The organism is Pseudoalteromonas sp. SG41-1 (assembly GCF_014164575.1).
Taxonomy (GTDB): Bacteria; Pseudomonadota; Gammaproteobacteria; order Enterobacterales; family Alteromonadaceae; genus Pseudoalteromonas; species Pseudoalteromonas rhizosphaerae.
Genome location: NZ_JACJFL010000021.1, coordinates 22,684 through 44,563, shown reverse-complemented (window position 1 = coordinate 44,563; position 21,880 = coordinate 22,684). Strand labels below are relative to the sequence as shown.

General features: G+C 41.4%; 24 protein-coding genes. 17 read left to right on the top strand and 7 right to left on the bottom strand.

Translation table 11 applies throughout. From position 1 onward, the window contains the following. From H5203_RS12925 to H5203_RS12880, 10 genes are all read left to right on the top strand, one after another. Window positions 1–231 (top strand): hypothetical protein (locus H5203_RS12925; protein WP_182819833.1); only part of this gene is annotated, 231 nt, incomplete at its 5' end. A gap of 206 nt (window positions 232–437) precedes the next feature. Next, entirely contained in the window at window positions 438–839 is a 402-nt protein-coding gene (locus H5203_RS12920) for a peptidoglycan-binding protein (protein ID WP_259401949.1), read from the top strand. 1 nt (window position 840) lies between these two features. Continuing rightward, the gene (locus H5203_RS12915) at window positions 841–1,203 is read left to right on the top strand and encodes a hypothetical protein (protein ID WP_182758012.1); all 363 of its coding nucleotides are present in this window, start codon (window positions 841–843) and stop codon (window positions 1,201–1,203) included. 97 nt (window positions 1,204–1,300) lie between these two features. Further along, a complete protein-coding gene (locus tag H5203_RS12910) occupies window positions 1,301–2,362 on the top strand; it encodes a hypothetical protein (protein WP_404936451.1) in 1,062 nt (353 codons plus the stop codon). Window positions 2,363–2,797: 435 nt separating this feature from the next. Then, window positions 2,798–4,351 carry a 2-isopropylmalate synthase gene (leuA, locus tag H5203_RS12905; RefSeq protein ID WP_149980409.1) on the top strand — a complete coding sequence of 518 codons (1,554 nt, stop codon included), beginning with the start codon at window positions 2,798–2,800 and terminating at the stop codon, window positions 4,349–4,351. Beyond that, entirely contained in the window at window positions 4,348–5,424 is a 1,077-nt protein-coding gene (gene leuB, locus H5203_RS12900) for a 3-isopropylmalate dehydrogenase (protein WP_182735445.1), read from the top strand. The genes leuA and leuB overlap by 4 nt, the downstream gene beginning before the upstream one ends. 75 nt (window positions 5,425–5,499) lie before the next feature. Beyond that, window positions 5,500–6,900 carry a 3-isopropylmalate dehydratase large subunit gene (gene leuC / locus H5203_RS12895; RefSeq protein WP_145242429.1) on the top strand — a complete coding sequence of 467 codons (1,401 nt, stop codon included), beginning with the start codon at window positions 5,500–5,502 and terminating at the stop codon, window positions 6,898–6,900. After that, on the top strand, window positions 6,900–7,499 hold the full coding sequence (gene leuD / locus H5203_RS12890) for a 3-isopropylmalate dehydratase small subunit (protein ID WP_182718532.1): 600 nt from the start codon (window positions 6,900–6,902) through the stop codon (window positions 7,497–7,499). The genes leuC and leuD overlap by 1 nt, the downstream gene beginning before the upstream one ends. Before the next feature lie 118 nt (window positions 7,500–7,617). Beyond that, window positions 7,618–8,583: a hypothetical protein gene (locus H5203_RS12885; protein ID WP_145242433.1), complete on the top strand. Its 966-nt coding sequence runs from the start codon at window positions 7,618–7,620 to the stop codon at window positions 8,581–8,583. Between the two features lie 125 nt (window positions 8,584–8,708). Then, window positions 8,709–9,302 (top strand): hypothetical protein, encoded by a 594-nt coding sequence (locus H5203_RS12880; protein WP_145242435.1) that lies wholly within the window; start codon window positions 8,709–8,711, stop codon window positions 9,300–9,302. Between the two features lie 3 nt (window positions 9,303–9,305). On the opposite strand, the gene H5203_RS12875 is transcribed toward H5203_RS12880, so the two are convergent. Continuing rightward, on the bottom strand, window positions 9,306–9,677 hold the full coding sequence (locus H5203_RS12875; protein ID WP_145242437.1) for a hypothetical protein: 372 nt from the start codon (window positions 9,675–9,677) through the stop codon (window positions 9,306–9,308). Between the two features lie 96 nt (window positions 9,678–9,773). Between H5203_RS12875 and H5203_RS12870 the strand changes: the two genes are divergently transcribed. Then, window positions 9,774–10,220, top strand: a complete 447-nt coding sequence (locus H5203_RS12870) for a TerB family tellurite resistance protein (protein WP_145242439.1) — start codon at window positions 9,774–9,776, stop codon at window positions 10,218–10,220. Window positions 10,221–10,225: 5 nt separating this feature from the next. Here the strand turns inward: H5203_RS12870 and H5203_RS12865 are convergent, their stop codons facing one another. Next, a complete protein-coding gene (locus H5203_RS12865) occupies window positions 10,226–10,795 on the bottom strand; it encodes an NADPH-dependent FMN reductase (RefSeq protein ID WP_145242441.1) in 570 nt (189 codons plus the stop codon). Between the two features lie 126 nt (window positions 10,796–10,921). Between H5203_RS12865 and H5203_RS12860 the strand changes: the two genes are divergently transcribed. Continuing rightward, a complete protein-coding gene (locus tag H5203_RS12860; RefSeq protein ID WP_145242443.1) occupies window positions 10,922–11,818 on the top strand; it encodes a LysR family transcriptional regulator in 897 nt (298 codons plus the stop codon). Between the two features lie 83 nt (window positions 11,819–11,901). Here H5203_RS12860 and rsgA read toward each other — a convergent pair whose 3' ends face one another. Both rsgA and norR read right to left on the bottom strand, forming a co-directional pair. Beyond that, window positions 11,902–12,951 (bottom strand): ribosome small subunit-dependent GTPase A, encoded by a 1,050-nt coding sequence (rsgA, locus tag H5203_RS12855; protein WP_145242444.1) that lies wholly within the window; start codon window positions 12,949–12,951, stop codon window positions 11,902–11,904. Window positions 12,952–13,185: 234 nt separating this feature from the next. After that, window positions 13,186–14,754: a nitric oxide reductase transcriptional regulator NorR gene (gene norR / locus H5203_RS12850; protein WP_149980416.1), complete on the bottom strand. Its 1,569-nt coding sequence runs from the start codon at window positions 14,752–14,754 to the stop codon at window positions 13,186–13,188. A gap of 166 nt (window positions 14,755–14,920) precedes the next feature. On the opposite strand from norR, the gene H5203_RS12845 reads away from it, so the two are divergent. Further along, window positions 14,921–16,153 carry an NnrS family protein gene (locus H5203_RS12845; RefSeq protein WP_145242448.1) on the top strand — a complete coding sequence of 411 codons (1,233 nt, stop codon included), beginning with the start codon at window positions 14,921–14,923 and terminating at the stop codon, window positions 16,151–16,153. 10 nt (window positions 16,154–16,163) lie between these two features. Beyond that, window positions 16,164–17,345: an NO-inducible flavohemoprotein gene (gene hmpA / locus H5203_RS12840; RefSeq protein WP_145242450.1), complete on the top strand. Its 1,182-nt coding sequence runs from the start codon at window positions 16,164–16,166 to the stop codon at window positions 17,343–17,345. A gap of 67 nt (window positions 17,346–17,412) precedes the next feature. On the opposite strand, the gene H5203_RS12835 is transcribed toward hmpA, so the two are convergent. Together H5203_RS12835 and H5203_RS12830 are read right to left on the bottom strand one after the other, a co-directional pair. After that, entirely contained in the window at window positions 17,413–18,066 is a 654-nt protein-coding gene (locus tag H5203_RS12835) for an endonuclease (protein ID WP_145242452.1), read from the bottom strand. Window positions 18,067–18,178: 112 nt separating this feature from the next. Further along, a complete protein-coding gene (locus tag H5203_RS12830; protein ID WP_145242454.1) occupies window positions 18,179–18,895 on the bottom strand; it encodes a hypothetical protein in 717 nt (238 codons plus the stop codon). Window positions 18,896–19,062: 167 nt separating this feature from the next. Here H5203_RS12830 and H5203_RS12825 point away from each other — a divergent pair, with 167 nt between their 5' ends. Then, complete coding sequence (locus H5203_RS12825) at window positions 19,063–19,443, top strand: hypothetical protein (protein ID WP_145242456.1); 381 nt, start codon at window positions 19,063–19,065, stop codon at window positions 19,441–19,443. On the opposite strand, the gene H5203_RS12820 is transcribed toward H5203_RS12825, so the two are convergent. Continuing rightward, entirely contained in the window at window positions 19,440–19,883 is a 444-nt protein-coding gene (locus tag H5203_RS12820) for a PaaI family thioesterase (protein ID WP_145242458.1), read from the bottom strand. The two genes, H5203_RS12825 and H5203_RS12820, sit on opposite strands and share 4 nt — an antisense overlap. A 121-nt stretch (window positions 19,884–20,004) precedes the next feature. On the opposite strand from H5203_RS12820, the gene H5203_RS12815 reads away from it, so the two are divergent. Both H5203_RS12815 and lexA read left to right on the top strand, forming a co-directional pair. Beyond that, the gene (locus tag H5203_RS12815; protein ID WP_149980421.1) at window positions 20,005–20,799 is read left to right on the top strand and encodes a hypothetical protein; all 795 of its coding nucleotides are present in this window, start codon (window positions 20,005–20,007) and stop codon (window positions 20,797–20,799) included. A 74-nt stretch (window positions 20,800–20,873) separates the two neighbouring features. After that, entirely contained in the window at window positions 20,874–21,491 is a 618-nt protein-coding gene (lexA, locus tag H5203_RS12810; RefSeq protein WP_145237778.1) for a transcriptional repressor LexA, read from the top strand. Window positions 21,492–21,880 lie beyond the last annotated feature (389 nt).

The following is a 21,880-nucleotide window of genomic DNA, read 5'->3' as shown; positions in this document are numbered from 1 at the left end:
GATGCGTACGAGCCAGTATTGGCGTTTATTTGTCAATTTATGGAATATGGCCGCGAGCATGTAATGCCGCAGTGCAAGCAATGGCAAACCGATGACAAACCCTTTGCATTTTTTGATGATGAAAAGCCAAAAGATTTTGCGCAGCAATTAAATGCAGTGTTAACACATTTGTCAGAGAACGATACAGATATCCCGCTTGATAAAGACAATTTACCCATTCCCCCTGTGTGAATTAGGTAAGAACTGATGATTTTAGAGCATCTAAAGCGCTTTACAACCACCCAAGCAATGCAGAGTTTAAAGCCTTACGCCCAGACCCAAACTTAATTTACCCGGGCGATAAAATTACTATTCCGCCAAAAAAAGAAAAGTTTATACCGCTGCGCACCAACGGCATTAATAGCTTTGTTGTACAAAACGAAAAAGAATATTTTCGCTTGCAAGTATCGTATGACGATGGCGATGATATTACCGGTAAACGTGTTGTGCTTAATATTGGCAATCAAACAATCGATACCGTATTGCAAAGTGATGGGCTTATCGAAGTAGAGCTTAATAATAACGACGCACTTACTGGCAACGTCGATTTATATTTAAAAGCAGGCGAAACCACACCAACTAAAAGCTTTGCGGTACAAATAGGCAATCTAGATCCAATCGACACGCTTTCTGGCGTGCAGGGACGTTGTAATATGCTTGGGTTTGATTGTGGTACGGTTGATGGTGTTATGGGTAAAAAAACTCGCATTGGTGTAAAAGAATTTCAGTACGAGCACGACCTCGACGGCATACCAGGCCCTAAAACCAAAGCAAAATTACAGCAAGTATTTGGGAGTTAGTATGAGTGCCCCGCATAGTATGCCAATGGTAGTTAACAATATAAATCTGTTAACGATTGTTAAGCCCGCTTTTGTATTTTTTTATCAAGTTGATACTAATGCAAAAAATTACGCTAAAGAACAGCTCATGCTGGTAAATAATCAACATAACTGGCAGCAAATAAAACCCATATCACGTGTAATGCCTGAGGGGAACTGGGTTCGTATAGAATTTACCGACATACCCCAAAGCGGCAATTTTGATTTATTACAAGACCCAAACGACGGCCAGCCTACTTACTATATATTTGATAACGTGCCATTCAGCGAGCTTAACAAGCAAACACCAAACACGGTAATAATGGCAGAGATAACAGAAGGGTAAGTGCATTCATTTTGCCTTCATTATAAAAGGTTTTAAATAATGAGTTTGTTTACAGCAATCCAATAAATGGACTCATTCAGTAAAAGGATAGTTTTTGATGTTTTTTAAAAAATACAGCATGTTTTGCGTGCTCTCTCTTTGTGCCAGCTTAGTGCTAAGCGGTTGCTCAGAGCCATCTTCACAAGGCTCTGAGCAGGCAGAGGTTGATGTTGCTAAATACCCATGGGCAAAAGAGCATAAAAACCACCCAGAGTGGCCACTAGAAATACGTGAAGAGGTGTATGGCGATGCAGATACCTTCTCAACCCCGCGGTTAATGTTTTGGAATAAATACAAATACAGTGAGGTACGCACGCTGTGGTCATCTCGTTTAGATGGCTCTGACAGGCGCCGCATAATTCCTGAAGAAGTGTTTATGCAATTTAGACCCGTAGGGCTACATAAACCAAGCCGCTCCCCAGATAACCGCTATATAGCTATTTCGGGTTATATCAATGATAGAGCGACACGCCAGCTTTACGACACCAAAGAACAAAAACTAATCACCATGTCAGGCGGGGGGCATCCTTCATTTAACTGGACCTCAGATAGCGATAATGTAATTTTTTACGCAGATGGTAAACATTACAACTACAAAGTATCAACAGCAACACTTACACAGCGCGAAATAATTTACTCTGACGAGTTATTTTTACTCCCAGGCGATAAAGAGTTTTTAGCGATAAAGCACGACGGCTTTTGGATACATAAGTTTAATGGTGAAGTAGTACGCAAAGTTGATTTTGGTTTCCCAAAAGAGTGGGAGATGAAAAACCACCGTATTTCACCTGATGGAAAATATTTGGCGTTCATGACTCAAGGCAGACCAAAAGCGCATTTCCATTGGGTGAATATAGCAACCCCTGAAATAGAGCACTCAGAAAAAGGGGAGGGAAATGGCGTAATCTTTTCACTTGATGAAGATGTTACCCTTAAATTTGGCTATAACCCTAGAGGTGAAGTTGATGAAAATAACAAGCCAGTTACTTATAGTATTATTACTCAAACTAATATTTTAACCGGTGAGCAGCAGGTAATACGCACTAAAGAAATGAGAATGTGGGGGCTTAGAAGCATAGCACCTATAGCTATTACCAACCAAAAAGCACAGAGTAACTAGTTATGCATGACATTAGCAAAGGATCTGAATAGAGTGGAGACAACAGTGGGAATTAAAATAGAAAACTTATCTAAGCAGGATCGGCCATAAAGTAAAGTATATTATGGTTGCTTTAGGTTTGGTTTGAATTATATAACCGTAAAGTTGGTTTTATACGAAATTTATTTTCTTTTATTGTGGTTTTTCATTCCATTTAAAGGTGAGATTATGCTTGCATGCGCAGTTTTGAAGTGTTAAAAATAGGGCTCACTGAACACACACATTTAGTAAAGACGATGCAAAACACTCATTTAATTACATTAAAACTGAACCTCTTACTGCAAGCGCACGTGAGCGGGGATTAGTGTATTTGCATTAAGTAAACACAAAAAACCCCGCATATCGCGGGGTTTTTTTTATCTCGCATCCAGGGCAGCAGAGAATTAAGGGTAGATTATGCAAGAACAAGATAAAGTATGGATTTTCGACACCACTTTACGTGATGGTGAGCAAGCGCTTAAAGCGAGCCTGACTGAAGAAGATAAAATCCAGCTGGCACATACTATTAGCCGCCTAAATGTGGATGTGATGGAAGTAGGTTTTCCGGTTTCGAGCCCTGCCGATTTTCGTTCAGTGCAACGTATAGCGACAGAAGTGAAAGGCCCTATTATTTGTGGTTTAGCACGCGCTGTTGCTAAAGATATTGAAGCCTGTGGCGAAGCACTTCGCACAGCACAACAAAGTCGAATTCATACTTTTATTGCTACCAGCCCTTTGCATTTAGAACACAAGCTACGTATGAGCTTAGATGATGCGACAGCCATGGCGGTTAAATCAATTAAGCTTGCCCGTAATTATACTGATGATGTGGAATTTTCATGCGAAGACGCAGGCCGTACACCGCATTGGGATTTATGCAAAATTGTTGAGCAGGCGATTAATGCTGGTGCATCAACCATCAACTTACCAGATACAGTTGGTTTTGTTACGCCAGACGAATACGCGGCGATGATCCGCCATTTAATGAATAACGTGCCAAATATTGATAAAGCGCGCTTAAGTGTACATTGTCATAATGATTTAGGTTTGGCTGTTGCCAATTCTGTTGCAGCGGTGCAAGCCGGTGCACGGCAAATCGAATGTACTATTAATGGTATTGGTGAGCGTGCGGGTAACTGTTCACTTGAAGAAGTGGCGATGATCATGAAGATGCGCCAAGACCACTTAAAAGTGTATACCGATATTCGCAGTGAAGAAATCTATCGCGCTTCACGCCAAGTGGCGAAAATTTGTAATATGCCAGTACAACCAAATAAAGCCATTGTTGGCGAAAACGCCTTTGCTCACAGTTCTGGCATTCACCAAGACGGTGTATTAAAAGCGCAAAACACTTATGAGATTATGTCGCCAGAAAGCGTCGGCGTGCCAAATAACCAATTAAATATGACCTCACGTTCGGGTCGTCATGTTATTGAGCACCGCCTTGAAGAATTGGGCTATCAAAAATCTGATTATGATATGGATAGCTTGTATGAAAGCTTCTTAACCCTTGCAGATCAAAAAGGCACAGTGTACGACTATGACCTTGAAGCGATGATTTATTTTAACCAAATCAGTGATAAAGACGACAAATACCAATTAGAGTTTGTTAACTCAACGTCTAACTCGCAATCAGTAGCAAGCTCAACGATTGGGATGACGATTGGCGGAGAGTCTAAACAAGAAGCGGCTACCGGCAATGGCCCTGTAGAGGCGTCATTCTTAGCGATTGAACGTTTAACGGGTATGGCTGTTGAAATGATTGAATTTAATCTAGAGGCGACCGGTGAAGGTGCCAGCTCATTAGGTGAAGTAAATATAATAGCTAAATACGATGGCCGCCCTTATCACGGCGCGGGCATTGCAGCGGATGTGGTTGAGGCGTCAGTACGCGCCATGATCCGCGTTTATAACTTAATTTATCGCGCACAAAAAGTGTCTGATTTAAAACAACAAAGGAAAGCAGGATGAGTCAATCAAATTATAGCGTTGCAGTATTAGCTGGCGACGGTATCGGCCCAGAAGTAATGGCAGCAGCAGAGCAGGTATTGGATGCTGTGAGCAGTAAATTTGGTTTTACTTTAACTCGTCATCATCATGCCATTGGCGGCGCTGCGATTGATCAATTTGGTAAAGCGTTACCCGATCAAACCCTTGCAGCGTGTGAAAGTGCCGATGCAATTTTGTTTGGTTCAGTGGGCGGTCCAAAGTGGGAGCATCTTCCTGCCAATGAGCAACCAGAGCGCGCATCACTTTTGCCACTACGTAAACACTTTGGTTTGTTTTGTAACTTACGCCCAGCGCAACTATTACCAGCACTGAGCGCTGCATCGCCATTACGTGCCGATATAAGCGAAAAAGGCTTTGATATCTTATGCGTGCGTGAATTAACCGGCGGTATTTACTTTGGCGAAAAAGGCCGCAGTGGCGAAGGGGCTGAAGAAGTGGCGTTTGATACGCAAACTTATTCACGCAAAGAAATTGAACGCATTGCACGTTTTGCCTTTGAAGCAGCAAAATTACGTAATAACCATGTAACGTCGGTTGATAAAGCCAACGTATTAGCATCAAGTGTATTATGGCGCGAAGTAGTAACCGAAGTAAGCAAAGACTTCCCAGAAGTAAGCCTTGATTATATTTACGTTGATAACGCGGCAATGCAACTGGTTAAACAACCTAGCCAGTTTGATGTGTTACTGTGTGATAACTTATTTGGTGACATATTGTCAGATGAATGCGCGATGATCACCGGATCTATGGGCTTATTGCCATCGGCAAGTTTAAATCAGTCAGGCTTTGGTATGTATGAACCTGCTGGTGGTTCGGCACCTGATATTGCTGGCAAAGGGGTTGCAAACCCAATCGCACAAATTTTAAGTGCCGCGTTAATGCTACGTTATTCACTAGGGCAAGATGAAGCGGCGCGCAGCATTGAAAAAGCAGTAGCCGAAGCGGTCGAAGCAGGCGTAGGTACACCGGATATTTACCCAAATGCAGGTTATACAACGCAAGACGTTGCCGCAGCAATTGTCGCTCGTATATAAAACAGCACGTATTTAAACAATTATTCACTCGCTGCACCGTCACGCGGCGAGTCAAACAAATTAGGGGATCAGCAAGTGGCCCAAACGTTATACGATAAAATCTGGCAAGCACATGTAGTTGCTAGTATTAATGAGCAAACCGATTTACTTTATATTGACCGTCATCTAGTACATGAAGTGACATCGCCGCAAGCTTTTGCTGGCCTGCGAGAGAAAAACCGTAAAGTGCGTTGTCCTGAAAAAACCATCGCAACGATGGATCATAATGTATCGACCAAAAGCCGCTCATTAGATGCCGCCAGTGAAGTATCAAAAAACCAATTGATGGCGCTTGATGCCAACTGCAAAGAGTTTGGTATTGTACTTTACGATTTAAACTCAATTAACCAAGGCATAGTGCATGTAATGGGGCCTGAGCAAGGTATTACTTTACCTGGCACTACCATTGTTTGTGGTGATAGCCATACCTCTACTCACGGTGCATTTGGTGCACTGGCCCATGGTATTGGTACGTCTGAGGTTGAGCACGTACTCGCGACGCAAACACTACAACAGAAAAAAGCCAAGTCATTAAAAATTCAAATTAATGGTGTACTACGTCCAACGGTTACAGCCAAAGATTTGATCATGGCGGTGATTGGTAAGCTAGGTACCGCTGGTGGTACAGGTTATGTGGCAGAGTTTTGTGGTGAAGGTATTGCAGCACTGTCAATGGAAGCGCGTATGACATTGTGTAACATGAGTATTGAAATGGGCGCTAAAGCGGGTTTAATCGCTTCAGACCAAATCACTTATGATTACTTAAAAGGCCGCCCATTTGCTCCACAAGGCGATGATTTTGAAGCTGCAGTTGCCTACTGGGAAACCTTAAAAACTGACGAAGGTGCGCAGTTTGATTTAGAAGTTGAACTAGAAGCGAGTAGCATTCAGCCGCAAATTACTTGGGGCACTAGCCCTGAGCAAGTTATTGGTGTTGATGAATGCATTCCAGATCCAGATCAAGAGCCAGATTTAATTAAAGCTGATGCGATTCGCAGTGCCCTTAAATACATGGGTTTAACAGCCGGTGATAAGTTATCGTCAGCGAGCGTAGATACGGTATTTATTGGTTCATGTACCAACAGCCGAATTGAAGATTTACGCGCCGCCGCACAGATTGTTGAAGGTAAAAAAGTGGCTGCTGGTGTTGAGGCGTTAATTGTACCTGGCTCTGGCTTGGTGAAAAAACAGGCTGAAGATGAAGGCCTAGCTGATATTTTCAAAGCTGCTGGTTTTGAGTGGCGTGAACCGGGTTGCTCAATGTGCTTAGCGATGAACGATGACCGCTTAGGTGCAGGCAAGCGCTGTGCATCCACCTCAAACCGTAACTTTGAAGGTCGCCAAGGCCGTGGTGGTCGTACACACTTAGTAAGCCCTGCAATGGCCGCTGCGGCAGCTATTCATGGTCGCTTTGTTGATATTAGAGGAGAAGCCTAATGAGCATTTTTTTTAGTGGCTTAATGGCCCCACTTGATAAAAACAACGTCGATACCGACCAAATCATTCCAAAGCAGTTTTTAACCTCAACCAGCCGTGATGGTTTTGATGCGGCGTTGTTTTATGATTGGCGCTATTTAGATAACGACGAGCCAAACCCTGAGTTTATTTTAAATCGGCCATGTTACCAAGGCGCGCAAATATTACTAACTCGCGATAACTTTGGCTGCGGCTCATCACGTGAACATGCACCATGGGCGCTTAAGCAATATGGTTTTGAAGTGATTTTAGCGGAAAGCTTTGCTGATATTTTCTTTAATAACTGTGGCAATAACCAGATGCTAGCTATTGCACTACCAGCGCAAACATTGGAAGACTTGTTTGTACTGAGCGAGCAACACGACGATATTCATATCGACATCGATCTTGAAAATCAGGTACTTATCAGTAACAAGTTTGCACCAATTTGCTTTGATATTCGCAAAGACGTAAAAGAGCGTTTATTAAGTGGCTTAGATTTTATCGGCGTCACCGAAACCCTCAACCCACAAATTGACGCCTTTGAGGCAAAGCTTAACGCTGAGCGCCCTTGGCAGTAAAGGTTTAAAAGTTATTAAACAATGAAACGCGGCTCAGGCCGCGTTTTTTATTGCTGCGGTTAGAAATAGTTGTTAACTTCGGAACATTATTGGCAATTAAACATTGAAAGAACTATTTATGCGAACGCTTTCTCCAAAATATATAGGCATTATTTTAGGTGTGCTTTACGGCATATCTATACGGGTATTTCTAGAGTTTAGTGATGCGTTTAACTTCGGCAGTTTAGTCACTATTTCTTTTATGTTTTTAGTCCCCATTGCGATTGGCTATATTCGTATTTATTTTGAATGCAAACTCAATAAATCAATGTCTTATAAGCAAATGGCAGTTAAGGCTTGGCAGCCTATTTTTGTATTTTTACTGGTCAGTGTAGTCACTCTTTTAGAGGGGAGTATCTGTGTCGCTATGGCGCTACCTGCATTTATGTTATTTGCAAGTATAGGAGGAGTCTTAGCTGGATTTGTACATCGTAAATTAGAAAAAGAAAGTAAAAAAGTCGTCATGTCAGTGGCATTAATACCTTTGATTTTATCACCGCTAGAGGTGAATTTTTTAAAGCTATCGCAAACATACGAAGTTAAAAATTCAGTTGTTATCAATGCACCAATAGATGTTGTTTGGCGGCAATTGGCGAATGTAAGTTACATTGCAGAGGGGGAGTTCCCAATGTCATTTTCGCAATTGATTGGTATTCCTCGCCCTTTGCAGGCGGATATGGATGCACAAGGTGTAGGTGCAGTGAGAACTAGTAAATGGCAAAATGGCGTTGTATTTAAAGAAGTTATAACAGATTGGCAGCCAAATAAACAAATGCTCTACCAGTTTGATATCGACCCTGATTTGATTCCAGACAACGCACTAGATAAACATGTAAAGCTAGGTGGAGAATATTTTTCTCCTCTTTATGGAGGCTATTATTTAGCAGAAACCGCTAATGGACAAACCGTTTTAACGTTAAAAACCACTGTTGAAGATAATACCAACTTTACTATTTACTCTCGATTATGGGGTGAGGTTATTTTTCAAGACTTTCATAATTCACTATTAAAGTTGATGAAAAGCCGAGCTGAAAAAGCCGTTTAAGCTATTTTATGGTTGGCTTGCAAACTTTTTTAGCTTACTCACCGCTGGACCACCATTCACCGCGATTACTTCCTTTGTATTTATTAACAGGCTAAGCTGCAACTTTATACTTTTAGGAACATGCTATGAAATTATTAACTGCGGCAACTTTATTGCTGGCATCTACGGTGGCGTTTGCTCGCCCTGCGCCTTTAGTATCTATCCCAACACATGATGACTTTTTTGATAATATTGCCGCCTATTGTGGTAAAGCTTTTGAGGGTAAAGTAACGGTTGATAATGCCACTGGTCCTAGCTCGTTTGCAGGCAAAAAACTAGTCATGCATGTTCGTAAATGTACTGATAGTGAGTTACAAATTCCGTTTCATGTAGGTGATGATGCATCACGTACGTGGATCATTACCAAAACCGGTAGTGGTTTGAGTTTAAAACATGATCATCGCCATCAAGATGGAACTGATGATGTATCGACTATGTACGGTGGTCATACTGTTGATGCTGGGTTTGCTAACGTGCAGTCGTTCCCTGCGGATCAGTATTCAAAAGAATTGTTTGTTAGCCAAAGTATTCCACAATCTATCGGTAATACATGGCAGATGTATATTTACCCTGAAAAGTTTACTTATCGTTTAATTCGCCAAGGCCGCGAGTTTCGCGTTGATTTTGATTTAACAAAACCAATTACACCACCGCCAGCGCCTTGGGGTTATAAAGACTAAAGATTAGTCTTTGCTGGGCTTTGTCTCACATTGTAGTAATACCGTTAAAGGTGGCTGATAGGCGCGGGGTTTGGTTGGGAAACGATCATACTCTTGTACACCATCAGTCACTTTTAGCATAAACGGATTACCACGGCATAAACGGTCAGCATGGCGCAATAAAAATACACTTTGATTTTTAAAGTGCTGATAGTCGTCAGATTGAATTTCTAGATGATAGTTATTTGCGTCTAATTTTGTTTGGTAATAATGGACTTTTTCATCGAAGTCATAGAGTTTTTCGGTTTCACCTTTTTCTGCTAATACCGCATTACTGCCTATTAATAGTGCCAGTGCACTGATAATTACTAGCCTATTTGCTGTTTTTCCTTTCATAAACCTTTAACTCCATTATTGTATTGAGCGCACTATTTAATTACAGTGATGCAACGAGTTATGCTGTAAGTCTAACACCCAAAAAGGGAAAATGTGATGTTCAAACAAATAAAACAACTATTTTCAGCTTTTGATGAGCAACCAGCTCAGCTGCAAGAGCATGATTTGAAAACGGCTGTAGCGGCATTATTGATTGAAGTCATGCGTGCTGATCGCGAGCAGCAAGACGATGAATTGAAAACGTTATCTCTGACTTTAAAAAAGTATTTTAATTTGAGTGATGAAGACGTTAGTGAGCTAATGCAAAGCGCAGGAAAAAGTTTGGATGACGCGATTGATTACTTTCAGTTTTCTAAACAAATTAATGATCAATGCAGCGCAGAGCAACGGATTGAAATTATAGAGCTGCTATGGCGCTTAGCGTATGCCGATGGTGAGTTAGATCCGCAAGAAGAGTATGTAATTCGCCGTGTTTCTAACTTGTTGTATGTCGCGCATGAGGATTTTATCGCTGCCAAGTTAGCAGCGACAAAGCTTTCTTAAGCGGTTTATTTATTTAATTTGCTGGCAACGCTGACGAGCTGCTGAGCAAGGCCTGCAATTCGTTCTGCTGTCACAGGGTCACTAATGCGGCCATTTTCATCAAGCAAAGTGTGAATTGCAGGTACGGCAAGTTGATCTGCCAATACCAAGCTGCCGATACCCGATAAAATATCGCGAACGTGATTTAGACCACGCAAGCCACCTAAGCCTCCCGGTGATGAGGCGTATAAAGCCGTTACCTTGTTACGAAATGCAGGAACTGCGCCTTGCTCAGTACGTGATGCCCAATCAATGGCATTTTTTAGTACCGCGGTAATTGAACCGTTATATTCAGGGCTGGCAAGTAAGATGCCATCTGCAGCGCGTAGTTTGTCTTTTAATAACTGAGCGCCTACTGGTGTGCCTTGCGCTTCAACGTCTTCGTCAAACATGGGTAAGTTTAGATCTGCCAGTTTAATTACTTCAACTTCTGCACCGCTTTCTAATGCAAAGCGGGCTGCTTCATTGATCAATTTTTGGTTAAAGCTGTCTTTACGTAAGCTGCCTGCTAAGGCAATAATTTTTGGTGCTGTCATGGTGGTCGCCTTCAATAACGTAGTTGGGTTTGCCTGTTAACTACTTTAGCAAATATTTACTTGCAGAAAAGCCAAATAAACGCAAAACTTATGTGCATATACGCACACTTAAGGTTAAGGGCAGGTATGGCGATTCAATTTGATGACTGGCAAGATGTAAAAGTAGCCTATGAAGTTGCGCGGTTAGGAACGTTAACAGCGGCGGCTGAAAAGCTCAACGTTCATCACAGTACGGTACTTAGGCGCATTAATAACCTTGAGCAAAGTTTAAATGCACGTTTATTTCATCGTCATGCCCGGGGTTATAAAGTAACTGAGATTGGCGCTAAACTCTTTACAGCAGCGCAGTCTATTAATAGTGAACTTGAACGCTTACACAATGATATTATTGCCGCAGATAGTACTTTGCGTGGTAGTTTATTGCTTACAACGGTCAGTGGTTTTATTGATGTACTGAGTGATGTGTGTGAACAATTTCAAAGTTTACATCCACAAGTGCAGCTGGAAGTGATACTTGATCAAAACCGGTTACGTCTTGATCACGGCCAAGCACATATAGCGGTACGCGCAGGTCCTCGTCCTGATGAAGGTGATTATATCGCCCAGCATTTGGCGCATTTGTCGTCAGGATTTTATGCATCAAAGCGTTATATTGATAAGCATGGCGTGCCAAAAAGTATTAAGCAATTGCCGTTGCATAATTTTGTTTCGGGGGTGGCCGGCTATAATGGCAAAGTGCCTTATTTTGTTTGGGTTGATGAAAATATACCAACTTCACAAGTGAAATTACGCGTGTCTGAAACCTCAGAGGCAACCCGTGCGATTGTTAAAGGCTTGGGAATTGGCGGGATGCAGCATGACGTGGCGGCGCAGTATGCTGATTTAGTACCAATACTAGCGGATGAACTGAGTTGGCCAACGGATTTATGGCTAGTAACCCATCACTTAGTGCACCGAACAGCTAAGGTACAGGCGTTCAGTCAGCTTTTAAAAGCGTATTTTAAGGAGCATAAGCTCGCGTAATTTAGCTGGTTAATCTTTCTATCAGCAAAAACGTGGCTAAACAGTATTTAGCCACGTTTTGTTTAACGACTGAGAAAAATTAATTAACGTCCTTTTAAATTACGCATGTCTGCTTGTACGTTACGATAAAACCGACCTAAGCTTCTATCTTGGCTACGTAATTGCGCAAGGCTCTGAGTATTGCGTTGCTGCTCTTTTAACAGTTTTTGATAATTAGTGATACGCCGCTGCGTTAATAAGCCTTTTTGTAACGCAGCTAGCACCTGACAACCGGGTTCTAGCTGATGACTACAATCGGCAAATCGACACTGCTGCGCCAGTTCACTTATATCGTTAAAAGTAAGCTCTACACCTTGTTGACAGTCACTTAGTTGCAGCTCTCGTATGCCGGGAGTATCGAGTAACAGCGCTCCTACGTTAAGAACATGCAATGCTCGATGAGTCGTGGTGTGGCGACCTTTGCTGTCGTCCTCGCGAATTGCACCAGTGTCACTTAGCTGCTGTTCACATAAGCTATTAACTAAGCTGGATTTACCTACACCCGAAGACCCAACAAAAGCTAATGTTTGACCTTTGCCGCACCATGGCATTAATTGCTCAACACTGCCACGCTCTAATGCATTAACAGACAGCACGGTTAAGTGATTATCAAGCGCTGTTAGTTGTGCTATATGTTGCTCTGGTGCTGCACATTGATCGCGTTTGGTCAGTACAACAACGGGTAAACACTCACTTTGATATGCTAACGCTAAGTAGCGTTCAAAGCGGCTTAGATTGAAATCTTGATTATGCGAGCTGACAATAAACAAAGTATCAATATTAGCGCCAATAAGCTGTTCACTTAATTTACTTCCCGCACTTTTGCGACTGAGCAATGTTAAGCGCTCAAGCAATCGGGTAAACAGCCAGTGTTCGTTGTGTTGCGTAAGTAATATCCAGTCACCCACAGTTAAGGGGGGATGATCTGAATTTACCAATACCTTGTGGCAACCCTGCTCACTCTGTACAACAAAGTGGTCGCGATGGTAGGTAATGATCCGTGCAATCAGTGTGTGCTCTAAATCATTGAGCGTAAGTTGTTGTTGGAAAAATGCGCGCCAACCCAGTTGGCTTAAACTTAAATTAGTATTCATATAACCCCATTACTGCAAAGAGTAAAAATAACAAAGGGGTTTGCTGTTAAATTTTAGCTATCAACAGCGCCCCGGCTAATGGCCGGGCAAAACTTAATATTAAAAAATAAAATTAAGCACTTACTTGCCCAGCAAGGGGGTTTAATACAATCATCAAATATCTCCTGTTTAGATGTTTATTGTGGTTTTACACCAGTTGGCACTATAGCCAAGTTTGGGTGAATAAAATACACATTAAATAGATTTTTTTACTGTAATACCAAGACGTTTGGCTAATCGCACTAAGTTAGCGCGATCAACTTTCAATGTTCGTGCTGCACTGGCCCAGTTGTAATTATGTTGTTCTAGCTGTTGGCTGATTAAATGCTGAGTAAATGTATCCGTTGCTTGTTTGAGCGAGAAATTTTGTTTATTTATGTTATTGTTATCGGCAGTTGTTAATGCGACAGGCGCTGGGTTATTTGTACTTAGGTTAAGTTCACAATGAGCAGGTTCAATAGTAATTATTGCTTGCTGCCACTGGCTTTGTTTGGCTTTTAATGCTGCACGGCTGATCACATGCTCAAGTTCTCGCACATTTCCCGGCCAGTCATATTGAGTGAGTAGTAGTTGCGTTTCGACGCTGAGTTTGAGTTGTTTGATAGCTAGCTTACGGGCTGTTCTTTCAACAAAGTAACCTGCAAGTAAAATTACATCGTTTTCGCGTTGTTTAAGTGGCGCAACGTTGAGCGGGTAAACACTTAACCGATGATATAAATCGGCTCGAAAACGCCCTTGAGCGACTTCGTTTTTTAAATGCCTGTTTGTAGCCGCAATAACCCTTACATCGACGTATTTTACTTCATCTTCGCCAACCGTTTGGATTTCACCACTTTGTAAGACGCGCAATAGTTTACTTTGCATGGCAAGTGGCAGTTCACCAATTTCATCTAAAAATAAGGTGCCACCATCAGCCAGCTGAAACTTGCCTTGACGTGCATTATGGGCGCCAGTAAATGCGCCTTTGGCGTGGCCAAAAAATTCACTTTCGGCGAGATTCTCTGGTAATGATGCACAATTTAAGTGAATTAACGGCATTTCGCTACGCTTTGAATGAAGATGGATATTGCGTGCTACTAGCTCTTTACCTACCCCGGTATCACCTTGGATCAAGACACTAAACTCAGAAGCCGCCACTAGTTTTATATCGCTTCGAAGGGCTTGCATGGCGGTGCTTTGGCCGATGATCTCTGCACCATCGCGGGTAAGCGCTTCGCGGTTTAGCTCTTGCACTAAAGCGCTACTATGTTGCGCGTGGTTTTGATATTGCTGCAGTTTTAATACAGTTTGCAAATGCGCGGTGCAAAGCGTACCTAGTTGAGTAAATAGCTCAAGGTCAAAACTGTCGAATGCATTTGCATCGAGACTGTCGAGGGTGATCACACCGAGTAAGTTATCTTCGCTATCAAGTAGGGGGATGCCTAAGCAAGCATGAACAGGGATATCGCCAGTTTTGCTCGATAGTAAACCGTCGTACGGATCAGGAATTGGGCAATCATGGGCAAACTGTAATGGTTGCTTAGCGTTGCAAATGGCATGTAAACGTGGATGCTCGTTTATTACAAAGCGTCGTCCTAGGGTGTCAGGCGTCAGTCCATGAATAGCTTGTGGTTTTAACACATCGCCTTGTAAGGTAAGCAGTGCAATAGCGTCACTGGGTATTACTTGCTTGATACACTGAATTAACTGCTGAAAAGGCTGCTTTTGGTCGCTCACTTTAGCAAGCACAAGGGCGACATTAAGTAAGCTTTGTTTATCTGCCATGTCAAAATGACTCAAATGTGTTTTTATCTTATTTAAAGGTGAGTCATAAAGACTTTTTTGTCAATAGTAAAATAGTTAATATGTTGAATAATAAGTAGTTTAAATCTTGGCTCGGCTTGTGCAATAACGTGTTATAAATACCTAGATAGATGAGTCTAATACGCTGATGCGAGCAATCAATTTAACCGAGCCAATGCCCAAAAAAGTGCGTTTTTATCAAGTCAGTCAATGGCCGTTATGGATGTTGGCATTTCGGCCCTACTTTTTAGGAGCTGGCTTGTTGGCCGTTTTGTCGATTAGTTATTGGTTACTCATTTTAACAGGCCATGCCAGATGGCAATTGACTATGCCAGCAACACTTTGGCATGCCCATGAAATGATGTTTGGCTTTGCAGGCGCTGTAGCTGTGGGGTTTTTATTAACCGCAGCACAAACTTGGAGCGGGGTTGCGAGTATTAATGGTCGTAAATTGATGTTGCTAACCCTAGTGTGGCTAGCAGCTCGTGTTGCGTTTTTTATTACCAGTGCAGGTATTGAAAACTTTAGTTTATATGCGGTGTTATTGTTCCAATTGCTTTGGTGGTTAGGTGCAGTTATGGCGCTGGCTAATATGCTCCTTAAAGCTGGCAATAAAAATAACTACCAATTTTTACCGATGCTAAGCGCATTGTGTGTGCTCAATATTATTTATTTATGCTTAGCAATACAACAAAACATGCTACTTGCATTGGCAGTCGCCGATACCGCAGTACTAGTAATGACCTTACTTGTCGGTGTGGTGGCTGGGCGGGTATTACCTTTTTTTACTGCTCGTGGTCTTGGTTTAGCGGAGCAAGTGCGTACTCCTCGTTTAGATAAAGTGCTGCTTTACAGCTCATTGTTTGCTGTCGCGCTTTATTTTATCAGCCAATTATTTATAGCAAGCGTTAATCCTGGTTGGGCATTGGCTGTTGTTGCTGTAGTGCATTTAAGTCGCTCATTGTTGTGGTGGAATAATCAAATGCTCAAAGTACCACTGTTATGGTCGTTGCACTTCTCCTATCTAGCTCTTGGGCTTGGTTTAGTATTGCTTGCGCTGAGTTTTTACAGCTCGGTTATTTTGTTTAAAGACGCGCTGCATATGATCACTATAGGTACGATTGGCATGATGATCTTAGCGATGATGACGCGGGTATCTCATGGTCATACTGGCCGCCCTTTAACTATTCCTCACTTTATGGCTGTGGCGTTTGCTTTAGTGTTTATTGCAGCAATTATTCGTTCGTTATTACCTGTTGTTATTGGGCCACACATCTCATGGCAGCTGAGTGCTGTACTGTGGATCGTGGCATTTTTATTGTTCTTATTCCACTGTATTCCTATTTTAACGCGGCGTCGTGTTGATGGGCGTCGTGGTTAAAGGAAGTTGTATGTTATCTGATAAAACCATTGAAATAGTAAAAAGCACAGCGCCTTTATTGGCGCAGGCGGGCACCGTTGTCACGGAGCATTTTTATAACCGGCTGTTTAGTCATAACCCTGAGCTGCAGGATATTTTTAATATGGCCAATCAACGTAGTGGCCGTCAGCAATTTGCATTATTTAATGCCTTGGCTGCGTATGCTCAAAATATTGATAATTTAGCCGTATTAAAAGAGGCGCTGGCACGCATTAATCATAAGCATACCAGCATGCATATTTTACCTGAGCATTATCCAATAGTTGGCGGACACCTGATTGGCACTTTAAAAGAATTGCTCCCTGAGCAATTTACAGCTGAAGTTGAATATGCATGGCGTGAGGCTTACGCACTACTTGCTGATATTTGTATTACCGAAGAAGCGGCGCTATACGAGCACAGTAAAAATAACCACGGTGGCTGGTCGGGTACTAGAGCATTTGTTATTGCTAAAAAACAGCCTGAATCAGAGTTAGTAACCAGTTTTACTTTAGTGCCAGTCGATGGTAAAGCGGTAATGACTCATAAACCAGGGCAGTATTTAGGTATCAAAGTAAAACCAGCTTATGCACAGTATAGTGAGATACGCCAATACTCTATTTCTCAGCAAAGTAATGGTGAAAATTACCGTATTAGCGTGAAAAAAGAGTTATTGCCAGCAGCGGGGATTGTATCTAATTATTTGCACTCACTTGATGAGGGCAGCGTTGTGGAGCTTTATCCACCGGCTGGAGACTTCTTTTTACGCGCAAATAAAAAACCTGTGGTATTAATTTCTGCGGGCGTTGGTCAAACACCGATGCTGGCAATGTTACAAACATTATTATGTGATACATCGAATCAAGCGGTCACCTATTTACACGCCTGTGAAAATATCCTGCAGCATTCATTTAGTCAGTTTTTGGCGGAGCAAGCCGCGGCGCATACTCGATTAAATTACTACACTTGGTTTAATCAAGGTGGCGAGGGAGCTGAGTTTACTGGATTGATGAATGTCAGTGCTGTTGCTGAGCAGCTTCCGCTTGAAGAAGGTGACTTCTACATCTGTGGCCCTACGGGGTTTATGGCTGCAATTAAACAGCAATTACTCGTATTAGGAGTCGCTGCTGAGCGTATTCACTACGAGGTGTTTGGCCCACATCAAGATATTTAATGACGAAACTAAATGTAGGTTTTAAGTGAAAAGGCGCGAAATGCGCCTTTTTTATGGTTTTGGCTACTTAAAGTACAGCATTGCTATTTTTCGCTGCTAAAGCTTGGTTTTGCCATGCGGTAAATAATTTTTGTTGCTTGTCGGAAATTTTTAAACCATAGGTTTTTTGCATATAAAAATAAGCATCGGCAATGCGTTTTCGTGCATAAAAGGGCGGCTCTACCACACGCTGTTTAAAATCTACCTTTACTTGGCAGCGACCATATTGGCTTGCATTACCTGCAATCATGCCAAAGCTATAATTAGAGCGGTCTGCGTTTATTTCACCAATTGCCGGAGCGAGATTATTTATATCAGCTTCCATTTTCCGAAATTGCGCACTGACTTTAATGCAATTTTTTCGGCCGCCATCTTGCCAGCATTGTAGCTGGTGACCAAATTCCCATGCAGACACAATATGTTCCCACTCAATCCGAGTTGCGCGCGCATTTGGTTTGCCTGAACGAGTAACCGCATTGCGAGGCACATAACCACATGCATTTGGGTCGGGCACCAGTTTTTTACCTTGGCGTTTAATATTACAGCCACAATAGAGGCTGGTGGCGTTATCAGGAAGGGTTTTGATGAGGTGTTTTTTTGCGCTGTAAAAACTGGTGAATTGTTCTGCATAAAGGTTAAAACTCACACAACACAATACCAGCGCAATAATTAAATGCGGCATATCCAATCACTTTAGTGAACTACAGGAAGCGCTAGTTTAGAGCGATTATTCAAAAAGTAAATCGCTTAACTGTGTGATGTAGTGGGAATTTTAACTCATCTCTAAGGTAAGGTTAGCTACTTGGGCGACGGGAAGTACGTTTTCTAAAACGGATATTTTGTAGTAATAAAATAAAGCCAGTTAAACAAAACAATATGCTACTGGCTGCAAAACTAATTAATAATGGGTTATTAAAATCTTCACGTTGATCATAGTCCATTATGTGTAACATCCAGAAAAAATCGAAAATTCGCCAAATTGTGCTGCGAACAGTAATAACTTGGCCACTATCAGCGGATAAATATAGTGTGGTGTTAAACGTATCGTCAAAATTTACTTGCCAAATATTTTCTTTAAAGCCAACTTCGCGAGTACCTTTAGCTAGTTTGATCGCGTCTGTTACTTGCGCATTAATTAATAGATGAGCTTGGGCATTGGCAATAATTTGCGCTTTACTCGGTGCTACCAAAGGACTGCCAGTAACTCCGTTAAAGCTGTACTCACCGTTACTGTTGCTCACAATAATGGTAGGGATTGTTAAAAAGTGACTATAACTAATTTGTCTTGGTTGAGTAATTTGTGCAACGATATTATCAACTGAGGCTAGATAATCAGCTTGTTTGAATGGGTTATTTAATTGCCGCGCAGCTAAATGTTTACCGTGAACTTTTTCAAGCGGTATAGCACTCATAATTAAACCACCGAGTAACCATGCAAAAATTTGTAGCGCTAATAAGTAACCTAACCATTTGTGAAACTTACGCGCATGTTTAAAAATGCGTTTATCCATAGTGACTACCTGTTTGTTATTAGTGCGGTATTCTATAAATTATATTGAGTTTGCCAATGTGGCAAATTGTCGCATCAACAAAATAAAACTAGCTACTCTAGATTTGGTATATACGCAAAATTAGGTTAAAGTTTGCGTTGTTATTAACGCAGGGTAAAAATGAAACAATGTCGGAAATTCAATTTTTAAATGTAGATCTAGAGCTTGAATCAAAGCAAGATATTAGTTTGTTAGTTGCAGACTTAAAAAAAAGTGCTGTGGTTTTGCATTACGATAAAGATGAGTACCGTCAACTAGCACGTATTGAGTCTAATGAAGACGTTATCTCACCAGATAAAGCGATTAACCACTTATGTGAGTTAATTGAATCTTGCTCACGCAATGCATTAAAGCAGTGGTTATCATGCTCAAAGCGCACCTTTGATATTGGCTTTGAATCAGGCACTTCGCCAAAATGCTTTAATCAAGCGCTCAGTGCCGATACTTTATTGCGTATTTCTGCTATTGGTGCAGGTATTGAAATTACAATTTATCCACTTTCAAGTTAGCCTTTTCGCTCTACAATTGCTGCGGTCATTCTTGATACGCAGCACAGTTCTCCACGACTATTGGTGATTTTTATTTCCCATACGGATGTACGCTTGCCTAAGTGTAGTGGTGTTGCTATCGCGGTTAATAAACCATTACGTGATGCTTTTAGATGATTGGCATTGATCTCCTGGCCAACACAATAAAACTTTGTAAAATCAACAGCAAAGTTTGCAGCATAACTCGCCACCGTTTCTGCAAGTACAACATTTGCGCCGCCATGCACCATACCCATAGGGTTATGATGAGCTGGGATCGCGGGCATCGTTGCTACTAAATAATCATCGCCTATTTCACTTATTTCAATGCCCATGGTTTTCATCAATGTGCCTTGACCACTTATGCCGTCATCAAGTTGCTTACATTGTGCTAGGGTGATCGGTTGATACCAAATACTCATCTGTCTACCTCACTAAGTTATTTACTAAATCAGTCTACACTTTTAAACATTTTCCTACAGTTAAGATCATAAAAATAGATAAAATGTACCTATATTATCTAACTGTTAATGGATCTTAAGGATGAAAGTAAAGGTATTTGGATGTGGTGCAATATTATTGATGAGCCTTGTTGCTCAGCCGCAGGCTGTTGCTAGTACCCAACATCAACTCGATATTGGTTTTACCGATTTAGCTGGTTTAGATGAATCTTTTTTAGGCGCACGATACCGATATTTTGCGCAAGATCTTGAATCTTTGACTGGTCCATACGAGCTAAAAGCGTATTTAAATCAAGTCAATAATTATGCTATTGGTGGGTTTGCTAATGATGATTTTAGCTATTTAAATGCCGATGCTGCCATCTATGGTCCCGCAGGATTAGTTATTAGTGCCAGCGCGCAGCGCCTCTGTGAGGATAATAGCTATTGGCAAAATACTGATTATTTAGTGAGTGCCGCTGTTGGTAAGCAAATGAATGAACAGTTACAACTAGGGTTCAATGTATATTACAGTCGCTTAGAGCGCCATGATATGTGGTTTGGCAAAGATAATGAAAGAGTCGCGGTTGAATGGACTTATGCACCTTATGTTCGTTGGACAAATATAGTTAGCAATCAAGGTTGGGATTTAGAGCTAAAGCAATTGGCAGGGCGTTATCGTTATGTGCAGGGGCAGGCGGTTTATTATGTAAATCAAGCATGGTCAGTGGGAGTCGTTGCCAATATTCGGAATCAGAAAAATCTAAAAGACAACTATGAACTGCAAACGCAATATTGGTTTAATCAACATGTAGCATTAAAGTTTGGTCTTGGATCTGCGCTTGATTCTGGAAGTGGTTTAAATAGTATGAGCTTGTTATTAACGGCGCGATTTTAAGCCAATTTATATTTGCGATTTTCAGATAACTGTATATACTCACAGTTAAATGTACTGTATGGAAAACCAGTTGTATGCGCCCATTAACGAATCGCCAAGCTCAAATTCTCGAACTTATTAAAGTTTTTATTAAAGATACCGGTATGCCGCCAACCCGTGCTGAGATTGCGCAAACGTTAGGTTTTAAAAGTGCTAATGCAGCGGAAGAACATTTAAAGGCATTAGCGAAAAAGGGCGTTATTAAAATGAAGCCCGGTGCTAGTCGAGGTATTCAGTTAGTTGAAGAGGATGAGCCGGAACAACTTGGTTTACCTCTAATAGGCAGAGTTGCCGCTGGTGAGCCTATTTTGGCAGAGCAGCATGTTGAAAGTCATTGCAAAATAGATCCACTCTTGTTTAAACCGGCTGCTGATTTTTTACTGCGTGTGCAAGGCATGAGTATGAAAGACATTGGTATTATGGATGGCGATTTATTGGCAGTACACAGCACTCAAGTTGCTGAAAATGGCCAAGTGGTGGTTGCCCGTGTTGATGACGATGTAACAGTAAAACGCCTTGAAAAAGCAGGTAAAAAAGTTTTTTTACATGCTGAAAACGATGAATTTTCACCGATTGAAGTGGATCTTGAACATGAATCTTTCAATATTGAAGGGTTAGCTGTTGGGGTGATCCGCAACGCTGATTGGATGTAAATTTTTTGATCTGTATTTTGCACCAAATTGGTGAAGTTTGGTGCATTTAATTTTTTACCGCTTTAATGGCTAGATTTTATACTTAGCTATAGCGTCCTAAGCCCTATCAAATCTACTTGTCAGCTACTTTTAGCCCTCTAATATTATCCCTAATTACAAAATAACGCGCTGATTTTTAGCTGTTATTTATGCACCAAAAAAGAATTTAATTGCTCTTAAAACTTGCTAATTGTTCATTTTTTAACTAATTGGTTAATACACTGTGTTAACAGCTACTTTAAAAGTCTAACAATTTTGCTCAATAGCATAATTTAGGGTTGCGTTAATATTCAGTAACAATAAAAAATAACGAATTGGCGCGAATAAAGCTGTGCCGCCTTTTCGCTTTG